Origin of the sequence: Asticcacaulis sp. AC460 (assembly GCF_000495795.1) — a bacterium.
Taxonomy (GTDB): Bacteria; Pseudomonadota; Alphaproteobacteria; order Caulobacterales; family Caulobacteraceae; genus Asticcacaulis.
Genome location: NZ_AWGD01000002.1, coordinates 110,633 through 123,549, shown reverse-complemented (window position 1 = coordinate 123,549; position 12,917 = coordinate 110,633). Strand labels below are relative to the sequence as shown.

Annotated in this window: 11 protein-coding genes; 9 read left to right on the top strand and 2 right to left on the bottom strand. The window is 65.1% G+C overall.

Annotated features, from left to right (window positions below; genetic code table 11):
* Positions 1-89: 89 nt before the first annotated feature.
* Together ABAC460_RS26560 and ABAC460_RS26555 are read left to right on the top strand one after the other, a co-directional pair.
* A complete protein-coding gene (locus ABAC460_RS26560; RefSeq protein WP_031236259.1) occupies positions 90-1,718 on the top strand; it encodes a secretion protein in 1,629 nt (542 codons plus the stop codon).
* A gap of 59 nt (positions 1,719-1,777) precedes the next feature.
* Positions 1,778-3,298, top strand: a complete 1,521-nt coding sequence (locus tag ABAC460_RS26555) for a hypothetical protein (protein ID WP_023451600.1) — start codon at positions 1,778-1,780, stop codon at positions 3,296-3,298.
* Here ABAC460_RS26555 and ABAC460_RS26550 read toward each other — a convergent pair.
* Positions 3,288-3,533: a hypothetical protein gene (locus ABAC460_RS26550; protein ID WP_023451599.1), complete on the bottom strand. Its 246-nt coding sequence runs from the start codon at positions 3,531-3,533 to the stop codon at positions 3,288-3,290. The two genes, ABAC460_RS26555 and ABAC460_RS26550, sit on opposite strands and share 11 nt — an antisense overlap.
* Positions 3,534-3,701: 168 nt before the next feature.
* On the opposite strand from ABAC460_RS26550, the gene ABAC460_RS26545 reads away from it, so the two are divergent.
* The 4 genes from ABAC460_RS26545 (at position 3,702) to ABAC460_RS26530 (ending at position 9,672) form a co-directional block, all read left to right on the top strand.
* Positions 3,702-5,864, top strand: coding sequence for a C1 family peptidase (locus tag ABAC460_RS26545; RefSeq protein ID WP_023451598.1), 2,163 nt, complete (start codon positions 3,702-3,704; stop codon positions 5,862-5,864).
* Positions 5,861-7,174 carry a caspase family protein gene (locus tag ABAC460_RS26540; RefSeq protein WP_023451597.1) on the top strand — a complete coding sequence of 438 codons (1,314 nt, stop codon included), beginning with the start codon at positions 5,861-5,863 and terminating at the stop codon, positions 7,172-7,174. The genes ABAC460_RS26545 and ABAC460_RS26540 overlap by 4 nt, the downstream gene beginning before the upstream one ends.
* Positions 7,171-8,712, top strand: a complete 1,542-nt coding sequence (locus ABAC460_RS26535; protein ID WP_023451596.1) for a trypsin-like serine protease — start codon at positions 7,171-7,173, stop codon at positions 8,710-8,712. The genes ABAC460_RS26540 and ABAC460_RS26535 overlap by 4 nt, the downstream gene beginning before the upstream one ends.
* Positions 8,713-8,868: 156 nt before the next feature.
* A complete protein-coding gene (locus tag ABAC460_RS26530) occupies positions 8,869-9,672 on the top strand; it encodes a ferredoxin--NADP reductase (protein ID WP_023451595.1) in 804 nt (267 codons plus the stop codon).
* 100 nt (positions 9,673-9,772) lie between these two features.
* Here the strand turns inward: ABAC460_RS26530 and ABAC460_RS26525 are convergent, their stop codons facing one another.
* A complete protein-coding gene (locus ABAC460_RS26525; RefSeq protein ID WP_023451594.1) occupies positions 9,773-10,201 on the bottom strand; it encodes a GNAT family N-acetyltransferase in 429 nt (142 codons plus the stop codon).
* 65 nt (positions 10,202-10,266) lie between these two features.
* Between ABAC460_RS26525 and ABAC460_RS26520 the strand changes: the two genes are divergently transcribed.
* Genes ABAC460_RS26520 through ABAC460_RS26510 form a run of 3 tightly spaced genes read left to right on the top strand, consistent with a single transcriptional unit; the run spans position 10,267 to position 12,908 of the window.
* Positions 10,267-10,653 (top strand): hypothetical protein, encoded by a 387-nt coding sequence (locus ABAC460_RS26520; RefSeq protein ID WP_023451593.1) that lies wholly within the window; start codon positions 10,267-10,269, stop codon positions 10,651-10,653.
* Between the two features lie 57 nt (positions 10,654-10,710).
* Positions 10,711-11,979, top strand: a complete 1,269-nt coding sequence (locus ABAC460_RS26515) for a TolC family protein (protein WP_023451592.1) — start codon at positions 10,711-10,713, stop codon at positions 11,977-11,979.
* Entirely contained in the window at positions 11,976-12,908 is a 933-nt protein-coding gene (locus ABAC460_RS26510; protein WP_023451591.1) for an efflux RND transporter periplasmic adaptor subunit, read from the top strand. The genes ABAC460_RS26515 and ABAC460_RS26510 overlap by 4 nt, the downstream gene beginning before the upstream one ends.
* The last annotated feature ends 9 nt before the right edge of the window (positions 12,909-12,917 follow it).

Sequence of the window (12,917 nt, the reverse complement as noted above, 5' to 3'; positions counted from 1 at the left end):
GGAACGCCGTTCTGTACACCCCTTAATCGCGGGATGGTGACACAACCGCGGCGGGATTACCAAATGCCACCTAATTCATGGAGGGGTTCATGGTGCGCGGCCTAGCTGTTTTGTTGACCGGCGTTTGTCTGTTGTCCCTATCCGGGTGTGCGACGACGTCGTCACCTCAAGCGTCGCTGCATGGCGACGATGCCGTGATGCGCCATGCCGCCCAGGCCCTGACCGCCGGGGACACCACAACCGCCATTGCCGGTTTTGGCGATGCCGCCGCCCGCAACCCCGCCGATCCGGATCGTCAGACCCTGCTGGCCATGGCCTATGCCCGCGCCGCCAATGGCGATCCCGAAAAGCTCGATATGGCGGCGGCTGGCTACGACCTGGCCCTTCGCGGCGGCCAGGACGCCTACTGGGCGTCTGTCCTGGCCGGCAAAGCCGCCTTTGAGCGCGGCCGCTACGGCGAGGCCGAAGCCTATTTTGCCCGTGCCGTGCTGGCCCGGCCTCAGGACGGCCGCGCCTTGTTGTCGCTGTCGATTTCGGCCTACCGCGCCGGCGATCCGGCCCTGGCCGCCGTCGCCGCTGACCGTGCCGCGCAGCTGCCGCAGGATCCAGACTATTCCACCGCCGCCGTACGCATGGCCGCCCTGTCCTATGCCGCCCTGGGCCAGGGCGATACCGCCCGCGCCCATGTCCGCACCTTAGCCCTGATCAATCCGGATCTTTCCGGCGCCACCGCGCCGCGGGTCGAGGAACTGATCCGCACCAGCCAGACCGATCCTATACCGTCGTCCGTGACCTATGAGGCGCAACCGGTAACCCAGGTCTCGGTCGACGTCGCCATCGTCCTGTCGCAGACGACCCAGCAGGACGCGGTCGGCATGAACCTGCTGGACGGGCTGAAGCTGCAATATGGCTGGCAGTCGCAATCTTCCGTCACCGAATCCCAGGGCGTCGACATCTCGCCGCACACCCGCACCATCACCGACGCCATTACCCTGCCGCAACTGACCTACAGCCTGAACCTGTTCAACCGCTTCGGCCAGTTCTACAGCGTGGTGGCGCGGCCGATGCTGACCGCCTATGTCGGCGAAACCTCGGACTTCTTCGTCGGCCGCACCGCCAGGGTCGCCGTGGGCGGGGTCAATACCGCCACGCTGGAAAGCGTCGATGTCGGGACCAAGGTCACCGTTACCCCGGTCGAGATCAACGGCGACACCACCAAGCTGCGTATCGAGGTATCGCGGTCGTATCTGTCGGGCGATCAGGTCGGAACCTTCGCGGAATCGCTGATTACCTTCCGCCAGACGGTATCGGCGACGGTCGAGGTCGGCTTCGGCAAGACCCTTATCCTGTCGGGCCTCTCCGAAGCTGTGCGCGACTCGTCGTCATCGCGAACGCCCGGCCTCGGCCATGCGCCGGTGGTGGGCTCGCTGTTCAACCGCCGTCAGACCACCAACCGCCGCGACGCGGTGCTGATCCTGGTCACGCCCGCCCCGGCCCAGGCCATCTCCGCCCATCCGTGGGCGCGGCCGGAAACGGTCGAGCGTCTGATAAGCCTGTGGGACACGGTCGTGGCCCCAGGCAGCGACATGGCCACCATCACCAACCAACTGTCGCGCAGCCGCCTGTTCAAGCGCGGCAAGGCGTCGGACGCCTCGCTCGACTGGCCGAACCTGCCGCACGACGAAGCCGAGATCCTCGGCGACCTGCTTCTACCCTGAGAGCGGCTTAAGCCGCCGACGTTCAAGACTTGCCACTGCGGGGCTCCATGGAGATCACAATGAAACGGTCCTTGTTCGCGTTGTTTACCCTTGGCCTGCTGGCCATATCTACCTCCGCCTTTGCCGCTGCCGAAGACCTGCACCAGGCGCGTGACGGCGACACAAACTGTTCCGCGCCGCATGAGAAACAGACACACATCATCTGGAAAGCCGGCCAAGGCACGATACGCCTGCTCGGCAAAGGCACTGAGCGGCTGGAAATGTACGGCCACGGCATCGACCTGTCGCCCTCGGTGAGCATTCCCGACATTCCCGGCGCCTCGGCCACCAAGATCGAGTCCCGCAACGGCGCGGTCAATGGCGCGCGTGGCTGCGGCAATATCGGCTCCATCGTTTTCGACGTGACCATGGGCAGCGTGTCGTCGGCCCGGAACGGGACGCTCAAGATCGGCAGCGAAACCTTCCCCATTCGCGCGATACCGGTGCTGGCCACCGAAGTCGAATGGGACGAGAATGACTTCGGCAATGGCGCGTCCATGACCCTGGCCGAAAAGCAGGCCAATGACGCGCGCGTGCTTCAGGCGGCGGTCAATCGGTGCCAGCAACGTATCAACTCGCCGGACCTGGACAATAGCTGCGCCATCGTCGGCTTTTTCCTGACGACGACGCGCGACCAGGCGTGCGCCCAGTTTCGCGCCATGGGTGCCAGCTGCGACTTCGAACACAGTTTCCAGGCGCGTGAAACCGGCGCGGATTTCCGCGGCACCCTGGTCAATTGCGGTGACGAACATGGTGTGAAGTCCGAATTGACGGCTTCCGATCCGCCGACCCTGACGGTGACCCTGCCGGTCATCCGCGACGGCGCGATATTCACATGCCTGACGAAGCCGCTGATCCTTTCGTATCGCCGCAATGCACCGAGCGACGTCGATCTCAAGTTCAGCAACCTCTCAGTCACCCACACCCTCAGCCAGACACCCAGCGCCGGTGCGCCCCGGCTCGGCTTTTCTGACGCTGCCCGCAACAGCCTCAATGCCGATTTCCGGGAAGGTTCCCTGACCCTGTCGCAGGCGACGTGGCACGACCTGGTCGGGGTGTATACCTACGATCTGGATGTTTCACCGGCTTCGGAAACGTCAAAAGTCCGGCTGGTTATTCAGTCGGCCCCGGGCTTCGGTGTGCAGGCGGCGGCGGCACCCGTGTTCAATCCCAATCTCGGCCGGATGAACTCGACCTATGCCTTCGGCATTACACCGATCCAGCCGACAAAGGCAGGCCAGACCTTCGACTACCAGGTCACAGGCCAGCCGGCGGGCGTGTCATGCTTTACGCAAAGCTCCGGCTCGGTAACGCCCGGCGCCAACCTTGCAGTGTTCAAGATCAGCCTGACCGTAAATGAGGTTGCCGGCTGCATCAATCGTCAGATGACGATGACGGTTACGGCAGGTGGCACATCAATGACGGATGATCGCTTCGGCGAGCGCATCACCTTCACCATTCCGTCGAAGTCGACAATCAATCCTCCGCCCGAAACCGCGCCGAGCCCGGTCATCCCCGGAACGGTGCGGATCAATCCGTGACGGGCTTGCGGCCGGGATGCAGCAGCAACTCGGTCGCCTTGACCGCCGCGACGCCGATGATCAAACCGGCGGCAAAGATGCGCCACGTCCGTGACCACGGGGTTGTTGTGGTGACGCGGAGGTCAGGCGCCTGAACCGCGGCGGGCTTGGGCGTCCGAGCCTGGCCGGGCTTCCAGACATAGATGTCGACGGCTTCGTCGGCATCGGCTTTGAGGGTTTCGGTGGTGTCGGCCATGGGGATCTCCTGGAATTCGTAGGTACTATGTTTCGAAATGCCGTAAAAAGTCAGTTCGGAACCTCGCCGCCGCGACAATTACAAGGACCGTAATCCATTCCCGATTGCTTGAAACGAAGCGGGGTTTGTGGCACCCATGGATCAGAAAAAACATAAGGGGCGCGGGACGTGATCAGGGGTATCAGTGTACTGGTTCTGGCAATCGCCGCCGCACCGACGTTCGCCCAGACGGCCGAAGATCCCGGCACGGGCTATATTCCGCTGACCGCGGAGGACTATGCCAAGCAGCCGGCTTCCGTACGCGCCCGTAGCGCCGTCCTGCTGTCCAAGGTGGACTTAAGCCCTTATTTTCCTGCGCCGGGTGACCAGAGTTTCCAGGGATCGTGCACCGGCTGGGCCGTGTCCTATGCCACGCGTTCCTACTACCTGGCGACCGAACTGGGCTACAAGCCGGCCACGCCAAGCCAAATTTCGTCGCCCGCCTTCGTGTTCAACGCTTCGACCTCGAAACCCGATCCCAAGGGGGTGTTCTGTGGCGGGGCTACCCTGGTCGACGCCCTGGGCGTGGTCGTCAACAAGGGCGCCGTCAGTCTGGCGCAGTTTCCCTATTCGCCCACGACTTGCATGCCGGCGCCGGGGCCAGAGCACCTGTCCGTTGCGAGCGCCTGGAAGGTGCCGGGCTATGAAGCTATTCCCGCCGCCAATATCCACAATGCCGACGCCTATAAGGAGATGCTGGAGCGCGGGAAGCCGGTGGTGATCGGGGTTCGCTTCAACACGTCGGAATGGAAGGCCTTCAACGGATCGGGGGTTATGACGTTGGGCCCCAACTCGACCGGTGACGCCGCGCGGGGAGGGCACGCCATGGTCATTGTCGGCTATGACGATGCCAAGGTGGCTGCCAATGGCGAACGCGGCGCCTTTCGCCTGATGAATTCGTGGGGCCAGGGTTGGGGCGATCGTGGCTATGCCTGGGTCAGTTATACGGCGCTGACGGCACTGATCCAGGAAGCTTTTGTCTTCAAGGGCGCCCTGCCGCCGATGATTCCGCGCGACGGCGTCTATGCTCCGGCCAAGGCCATGGCGGCAACCGTTACCGTGCCGGTACAAACCGCGCCCGTCCAAGCTGTTCCGGCTCAGCCCGCGAAACCGCCGGTGACGACCCAGCCCAAGCCGGCACAACCGGTTGTGACGCCACCGCCGCTGTCTGCGCCGGTCCAGAAGGACCTGACGCCGGAACTGACGATGATGGCGCGGGAATTCAAAACCGGCGAGATGAAGGTGACCCGCGTCACTAGCGGCTGGCGCCTGACCGGCTATGGCTGCGTCGACGAAGTCCAGTACCTGCGCGCCCGCACCGCGCCCTTCGGCGACAAGGTGTCGGTGGTCATGGAAGAGACGCCGTGGCCGGCCTGCGAGATCCGCGGCATCCTGAAGGACGCGGTCAATCGCGGCGGTGTCGCCGCCCAGGTCGTCAACCTGGCGCCCGACGCCCCGCCCGTGGCGCGCGGCGTCCAGATCACCGAGGAGGACGCGCCCGTCACCACCACGGCCGTCCTGCGCAACGGCGACCGTTTTGCCATCGAGGCCGAAGTCCAGGATCAGGCGCCCTATGTCCAGATCTTCTACCTCCAGGCCGATCAGTCGGCCAAGGAGATCTGGCGCGGCGAGATCAAGCCCGACGGTGACGGCCGTCGCCGCCTGTCGATCGGCGGAGCCAACTCCAAGATCAAGCTGACCGCCAGCCGCCCCTATGGCACGGAGGCCGTGCTGATCCTGGCCGGCCGCGGTGTCATGACGCCTCAGACCATGCCGAAAAATACCTCCGAGGCCGGTTTTATGGACCGATTGCGCAGCGATCTGGGCGCCGCTGTGCGCGCCGATCCCGGCATCCGCGCCCAGATCGTCCAGGTCGAGGTCCGCGACACGCCGACGACCGCCTGGCTGATCACCGAGGAGGAAATGAAGGCCTTTGGTTCCGGTGAACCGGAATGGAACCTGCCCTTCTATGTTTCCGGCGATAGCTGGGGGCCCAAGGTCGTCTTGCCCGGCATCCCTTACGACGCCAAAACCGGCCGCCTGACCCTCGCCAATGTCAGCTTCAAGCCGGCCTCGGGCGCCCGCATAAGGCCCGAAACCCTGCGGGTGGAATACCGTACGGCGGTCGGTTGGCGTGATGTCACCGACCGGGTCCTGGCCCAGGGCAAGGTCACGGCCGGGGGGCTGAACGCCAAGCCCCTGGCCATGCCGAAAGGCAATCACCGTATCCGCATCACCGTGATGGACGACAAGGGCCGGGTGGGCATCAGCGAACTGCGGGTAAGGTCATGAAGCCGGTAATCGTGCGTTGTCTATGGCTGATCGCGGTCGTGTTCGGACTGTCGGCCGGCGTGGCCGTGGCCGAGCCGGCGCGCCTGGCCCTGGTCATCAACCAGGTCGCTTACCAGACCCTGACGCCCTTGCCCGACACCGACGCCGAAGCCAGGCAGGTCGGCAATGCCCTGAAGCAGGTCGGCTTCGATGTGACAGCGGTCCGCGACGCCAGCCTGCCGGTCCTGCAGGCCAGTCTGAAGGATTTTCGCCGCAAGCTGGCCGCTTCACCCGGCGCCATCGGTTTCATCTACTATACCGGTCACGGCATGGCCGATCCGACGGACGAGAAGGGTGACAACTATCTGCTCAGCATCGACGCCGATGTGAAAGTCGTTGCCGACTTGCCTGCGTCGGGTGTGCGCCTGAGCGAACTCGTCAACCAGATGTCGCGCACCGATGCCGTGGCGATCGTCATCGTCATCGATGCCTGCCGCAATACGCCCAGCCTGGGCAAGGCCGGCACCAAGGGGCTGGTGGCCGTGGCATCCGAACCCAACACCCTGGTCGCCTATTCGACCGATCTCGGCGATATCGCCTCGGTGGGGGTCTATGCTCCTGTGCTGTCGCGGGAAATCCTGACGCCCGGTCGAACCATCGCCCAGGTTTTCGAGCGCGTGCAGATGGATGTGTCGAAACAGACGGCACGCAAGCAGCGTCCGTGGTCGAACAACCGTATTTATGACGAAATCTGTCTGGTCAGCTGTGAAGCCGCCCCAACTGTGGTCCAGGCGGCCAATAGTCCTGTCCGTCAGTTGACCGAGGCACAACAATGCGACGCCAGGGCAGCGACCGAATACGACGCCGACCGGCCCGCCGGGTCCGGCTTTGCCCAGATTTTCGACATGACCCATACCCCCGGCGCCGCCCAGGAGGCGATTGCCGCGTGCAGCCAGGCTTTGAAACTGACGCCCGGCGATCGCCACCTGACCTTTAATCTCGGCCAGGGCTACGAGGCGGCGGGCGATTACAAGCAGGCACGGAAACTGTACGAACAGGCGGCGACCAAGGGCAGCGCCGCCGCGATGTACCGTATGGGCGTGCTCTATTATCTCGGCCTGGGGGTGACCGCCAGTCCGGCCCAGCAGATGCGGTGGTGGGAACGTTCCGCGGCAGCCGGCAATCCCGAAGCCATGGTCAATCTCGGCATCGCCTACAGCGTCGGCGAAGGCGTACCCATGGATGCCGTGAAGGCGCGCGGCTGGCTGGAAGCCGCCGCAGCGACCGGCGATGTCGACGCCCAGGCCATGCTCGACGGAATGCCGAAATGAAGATCTGGCTGTTGATCCTGGCCGTCCTGGCTACGCCTTTCCCCGCCGCCGCCGCCCGCGTCTCGACTCCGCCGCCCGCCGCCAAGGTGGTCGGCGGCCAGATCGCCGATCCGCTGCGCTGGCCGGGCTATGCCGCCATGGGCATCAAGCGGCCGGATGGCTCGGTGGCCATCATCTGCGGCGCCACCATGATCTCCAAACGCCATGCCCTGACGGCGGCGCACTGCGTCGAAACCTATGCGCCGGCCTTGGCGAAACACTGCGCCGTGGCTTTGAAACCGGCGGCCAACCTGATGCTGTTTCCCGGCCTGGTCGACCTGACCAAAACGCCGGAAGCCAAACCCTATCGCGCCGTCAAGGTCACCGCCCATCCCGATGCCGACTGCGAGGAAGAACTGCAGCAGACGACGGGCCGCCCATCGTATGACAACGACATCGCCATTATCCAGATCGACCGCGATTGGACCGGACCGGTGTCGGCTTTGTCGCTGAACGCCGACACCGACCCCGACAGCGGCCTGACCGCCGTGGCGGGGCTGGGGACGACCGAGACGGAAACCACCGAAATGTTTCGCGCCCGCGATGGTCTGCAGTTCGCCGCCCGGGCCGGCCGGTTGCTGGAAGCCTTTATGCCGATCGTCGATGCCGGCATCTGCTCCGAAGGCCGCAAGGGCACGGGCGGGGTCATCGGGCCGCGCCAGATCTGCGTCGGCTGGATCAAGGCCGCCGCCAGCCAAGCGATCGGCGACGCCTGCGGTGGCGATTCCGGCGGGCCGCTAATGGCCTATGACGGGGCGCGCCGGCCGTACCAGATCGGTGTGGTCAGCTGGGGGCCGTCGCCCTGCGGGATTGCCGGAGAGCCCGGCGTCTATACCCGCGTTTCGGCCTATGGCGCCTGGATCCGTTCGGTGGCGCCCGCCGCGGCAGCGGCGCGGCCCATGACCGGCGCCAATGAAGCGCCGAAGGAGGCGGCGGGGTTTTCCGCCCTTCAGGAACAACTGGCGCCCGCGAAAGGCCGCATCAAGGTCGAGATCTGCGAAGCGGCCGAAGGCGGCGCCTGCGGTCTGACCTCGCTGAAGGCCGGCCAGCGTATCCGGTTGAAGGTGACCTCGCCTGTCGCGGGACGGCTGATCCTGATCGATCGCAATTCCGGCTTCCAGGTGGTTCAGGTCTTTCCGAACGCCTTTGCTTCGGATGCCGGTCGCGGTTTCATCGTCGCCAACAGTCCGGTGACCTTCCCGGACGAAACCCAGCCCTTCCAGATCCAGGCCCAGCCGCCCTATGGCGCGTCGCAGCTTCTGGCCATTGTGGCGCCGCCGGGCGCCAACCTGGAAGACTTCATCGCCTCGTCGCCGGTCAAGTCCAAGGGGGTCGAGGTGACCTACGAGCCGGGCTGGGATACGGAGACGGGGGCGGATTATTTCGCGGCCAACCTGGCCAACCAACTCAATGCGGAAATTTCCGATCTGCCCAAGGTGGAAGCCGATGCGCCCTTGCCGGGCTGGGGCATGGCGGTGCTGAACTATGAGATAAAGTAGCGGTGTGTTCGTATGCGCCGTGCATTGGCCGATCTCGACCTGAAGTGAGCAGGACTAACCCGGCCATACAGGGGAATTAGCTTGACGAAAAAGGGGCTGAAACCTATTTGCACTGCAATATGACGGGCTTTCGTCTGCCTGCCCCTGGAGTTTTTTATGGCCAAGTTCAACCGCGAGACCGTGCTGAACGTTCATCGCTGGACGGACAATCTGTTCAGTTTCCGCACCACGCGGGACACGGGATTCCGTTTTGACAGCGGCATGTTCGTGATGATCGGCCTGGAGGTCGACAACCGGCCGCTGCTTCGCGCCTATTCGATCGCCTCGCCGGCCTATGCCGAGCACCTGGAATTCCTGTCGATCGTGGTCGAGAACGGCCCGCTGACCTCGCGCCTGCAACACATCAAGCCGGGTGACGAAATCCTGGTCGGTCACAAGCCGACGGGGACCCTGTTGCTGGATAACCTGGATTCCGGCCGTAACCTGTACCTGCTGGCCACCGGCACCGGGTTGGCCGCCTTCATGGGCATCGTCCAGGAGCCGGACGCCTATGAGCGTTTCGAGAAGGTCGTGCTGATCCACGGCGTGCGCAATATCGCAGAACTGGCCTATCGCGACTTCTTTACCTCGCAGATCCAGAACGACGAATATATCGGCGAGTTGGCGCAGGGCCAACTGGTCTACGTGCCGACCGTCACCCGCGAGCCGTTCGAACGCCAGGGCCGGATTCCCGATCACCTGGTGTCCGATGCCTTCTACGACAGCCTGGGCCTGGCTAAGCTGGACCCGGCGCAGGATCGCGTCATGGTCTGCGGCAGTACGGCCATGTTGAAGGACCTGGCGGCGTTGCTGGAAGGCCTGGGCTTCGAGGAAGGCTCCAACGCCAAGCGCGGCCAGTTCGTCGTCGAAAAGGCCTTTGCCGATCAGACGCCGTCGCGTGCGACAGCGGCGGCTGAGTAAGTAAGAGGACCCCTCCGTCTCGACGCGCTTCGGCCCATAGGGGGCCTCGCTTGCTCGCCACCTCCCCATCTTCGATAGGGAGGAGAAGGAAGTAGGCATTTCAGCTCCCGGCCTTGTAAATATCCGGGTGATAGCGCTCCATCAGCGTGTCCGGCCGGGCAGGGGCGTGGAAGCCGAACTTCGCGTACAGATGATGGGCGTCACTGGTCGCCAGCATGAACCGCCGCAACCCTTGCAGGTCCGGATGGGCGAACACGCCTTCCAACAGCGCCGAGGCATAGCCCATGCCGCGGAATTCGCGTTCGACATAGACATCGACCAGGTTGGCAAAGGTGGCATAGTCCGAAATCACCCGCGCAAAAGCGATCTGCTCGCCGCCCAGCCATCCGCCGAAACACAGCGAATTGGCCATGGCCCGGTCGAACAGCTCGCGCGGAATGCCCTGGGCCCAGTAGGACTGGCCGTTGATAAAGGCGTAGACCCGGTCGAAGTCGATGCGGGACGGTTCGGTGATGATTTCGAATCTCATGTGGCGATCGGTAGCACAACCCGAAGGTTGACGGCGATGCCGAATTCCCGGACACTGTGACCTCCATGGAAACGGCCCTGTCCAGATTTTGTTCGCGCCTGACGGTTTTCTGCGCCCTGCTGTGCATGGCGGCAGCGCTGAATGTCGGCCTGGTGCAGGCGCAAAACACAGCCGTGAATCTGCAGCATCTGGTCCAGGGCGAGGTGCAACTGGGCCACGACCATGGGCTCCTGACCTGTGGCGATGGCCAGGATCACTGCGAGAGCGACCGCGACGGTTCGGCCCCTCATCATCACCACCATCAGGCCGGGGAAATGCCGACGGCGCCCTTGCCGCAAAACCTTCAGACGCAGGGTGTTGCCGCCTTTGCCCTGCTGACCCTGAAGCCCGGCACGACCGCCGTGCCCGCCGGCCTGAACGCGCCCACACCCGACCAGCCTCCGCGAGTCTGACCCGTCATCGACGGGGTGCGCCGCCCTCCGGCGCGTTCAGACATTTCGCGAGGACTTATGATCTCCTTCAAAGTGCGCCACAGGTGCGCCAAAACCATCGCCTGGCAGGCCGCCGGGCTAAGCTTGCTCATGGCTGTTCCGGCCCTGGCCGAGACCCTGCCGCTGTCCATGGCCCTGACCCGCGCAGCCCAGGCCGATCCCGCCGCGGACGCCACCTACCAGCGCCGGCGCGCCGCCGATGCCGGTGTCCGCCAGGCCGGAGCCCGGCTGAATCCCGCCATCGGCGTCGATGTCGAGGACGCCCTGGGCTCGGGCGCCTATAGCGGTATCGACCGCATGGAAACCACCGTCACCTACCAGCAGACCCTGGAACGCGGCGGCAAGCGCGACGCCCGTATCGCCTCGGCCTCGGCCCAGCGCGATCTGGTGACCGCCCAGGGACAGGTGCGGGCCTGGAACCTGATGGGTGAGGTCCACACCCTGTGGATCGAGGCCACTGTCGCCGAGACCGAAGTTACCCTGGCCGAAGAACGCCTGACCCTGGCCCGTGCCGCCCAGGCCGAAATCGGCCGCCGCGTCGCCGCGGCGCGCGATCCGCTGTTTGCCGGTTCCCTGGCCGATGCCGATGTCGCCAATGCCGAAATCGCCCGCGACCAGGCCAAGGCGAAGGCGCAGCAACTGAAGCTGCAACTGGCCGCCTATTGGGGCGGGGGTGCCGATTTTGAGCTCGCCCCGGCCTGGCTGGAGGATCTCAGTGCGGCCGGGGCCGAACCGGTCGTGATGGAAACCCCCGACCTTTTCCTGTTGCGCGCCCAGCAGCGCACGGCTTCGGCCGAGATCGCGGTGGAGACGTCGCGCAGCGTCCAGGACCCGACCCTGCAGGCCGGCATCCGTCACTATCAGGCGGACAATGCCTTTGCCTTCGTGGTCGGCGGCTCGATTCCGCTGGGCCGCTACAACACCAACCAAGGCGCCATCGAACGGGCCCAGGCCGAGGCGCAGGGGGCTGCGATCGATCTCGAAGCCGCCGGCCGCATCCGCGACCGTGAGATCGCCGCCAGCACGATCCGCCTGGTCAACCATGCCGCCGAGGTCCGCCGCATCGACAGCCAGGTCATCCCCCAGGCCGAACGCGCGGTCGCCCAGGTGCGTGAAGGGTTTGCCCGCGGCGGTTTCAGCTATCGCGACGTCATGGGCGCCCAGGAGGTGCTGATGGCCGCCAGGACCCGCCGGCTGGAGGTGCTGAAGGCTTTCCAGCTCGAACGCGCCCGACGAGAACGCCTCAGTGGCCAGTGGGTGGCTTTGCTGCCGGAGGTGGGCCAATGATCCGCCGCCATTTCATCCTGGGCAGCCTGGCCCTGCTGGCCGCCTGCGCCAAGCCCGCGCCCGAAAAGCATGAAGACGAACATGGTCATGAGGAAGCCAGCGAACACGCCGAAGACTCAACGACCATCACTGTCGCCGCCGCCCAGGCCGCCGGCATCCAGGTCGAAGAGGCGGGCGCCGCCACCCTGACCGACCGGCTGGACCTGTCGGGCCGGATAGAGACCACGCCCGAAGGCAAGAGCGAGGTCCGCGCCTGGTATTCCGGCCGGATCATGGCCATGACCGCCGAGCTGGGCCAGGCGGTGCGAAAGGGCCAGGTCCTGGCTCGGGTCGAATCGAGCGAAAGCCTGCAGACCTACGCCATCCCGGCGCCGATCTCGGGCATCATCGTCGAAAAGAACGCCAATGTCGGCGGCGTGGCCTATGAAAATCCGCTCTATGTCATCGCCGATCCGACGGCGCTGCACGCCGAGTTCTTCCTGTTCCCGCGCGATGCCGAAAAGGTCCGCGTCGGCCAGACGGTCGAGGTGCGCAGCCTGGACAAGTCGGTGCAACTGACCGCCAAGGTCGAGACCATCCTGCCCAGCACCGATCCGGCAACCCAGACGGTGATGGCCCACATCCACCTGCCGGGCAATGCCGGCGGCGCCTTCCGGCCCGGCCTCGGCATCGAGGGCAGCGTGCTCACCGGCGAACAGGGCGTCCCCCTGGCGGTGCGTACCGAGGCTGTGCAACGCCTTGAAGGCGGCGAGGTCGTCTTTGTCCGCAGCGGCGATGTCTATACGGCGCGCAAACTGACCCTGGGCCGGCGGACGCCGGAATGGATCGAGGTCATCGACGGGCTGCAAGCCGGCGAAACCTATGTCACCAAGGGTTCCTTCGTCATTCGCGCGGACATCGAAAAGTCCGGCGCCGGCCACGATCATTAAAGGGCGGCG

Coding starts and splice junctions, on each gene's coding strand:
- ABAC460_RS26560 (WP_031236259.1), top strand. CDS start 90: ATGGTGCGCGGCCTAGCTGTTTTGTTGACCGGCGTTTGTCTGTTGTCC.
- ABAC460_RS26555 (WP_023451600.1), top strand. CDS start 1,778: ATGAAACGGTCCTTGTTCGCGTTGTTTACCCTTGGCCTGCTGGCCATA.
- ABAC460_RS26550 (WP_023451599.1), bottom strand. CDS start 3,533: ATGGCCGACACCACCGAAACCCTCAAAGCCGATGCCGACGAAGCCGTC.
- ABAC460_RS26540 (WP_023451597.1), top strand. CDS start 5,861: ATGAAGCCGGTAATCGTGCGTTGTCTATGGCTGATCGCGGTCGTGTTC.
- ABAC460_RS26535 (WP_023451596.1), top strand. CDS start 7,171: ATGAAGATCTGGCTGTTGATCCTGGCCGTCCTGGCTACGCCTTTCCCC.
- ABAC460_RS26530 (WP_023451595.1), top strand. CDS start 8,869: ATGGCCAAGTTCAACCGCGAGACCGTGCTGAACGTTCATCGCTGGACG.
- ABAC460_RS26525 (WP_023451594.1), bottom strand. CDS start 10,201: ATGAGATTCGAAATCATCACCGAACCGTCCCGCATCGACTTCGACCGG.
- ABAC460_RS26520 (WP_023451593.1), top strand. CDS start 10,267: ATGGAAACGGCCCTGTCCAGATTTTGTTCGCGCCTGACGGTTTTCTGC.
- ABAC460_RS26515 (WP_023451592.1), top strand. CDS start 10,711: ATGATCTCCTTCAAAGTGCGCCACAGGTGCGCCAAAACCATCGCCTGG.
- ABAC460_RS26510 (WP_023451591.1), top strand. CDS start 11,976: ATGATCCGCCGCCATTTCATCCTGGGCAGCCTGGCCCTGCTGGCCGCC.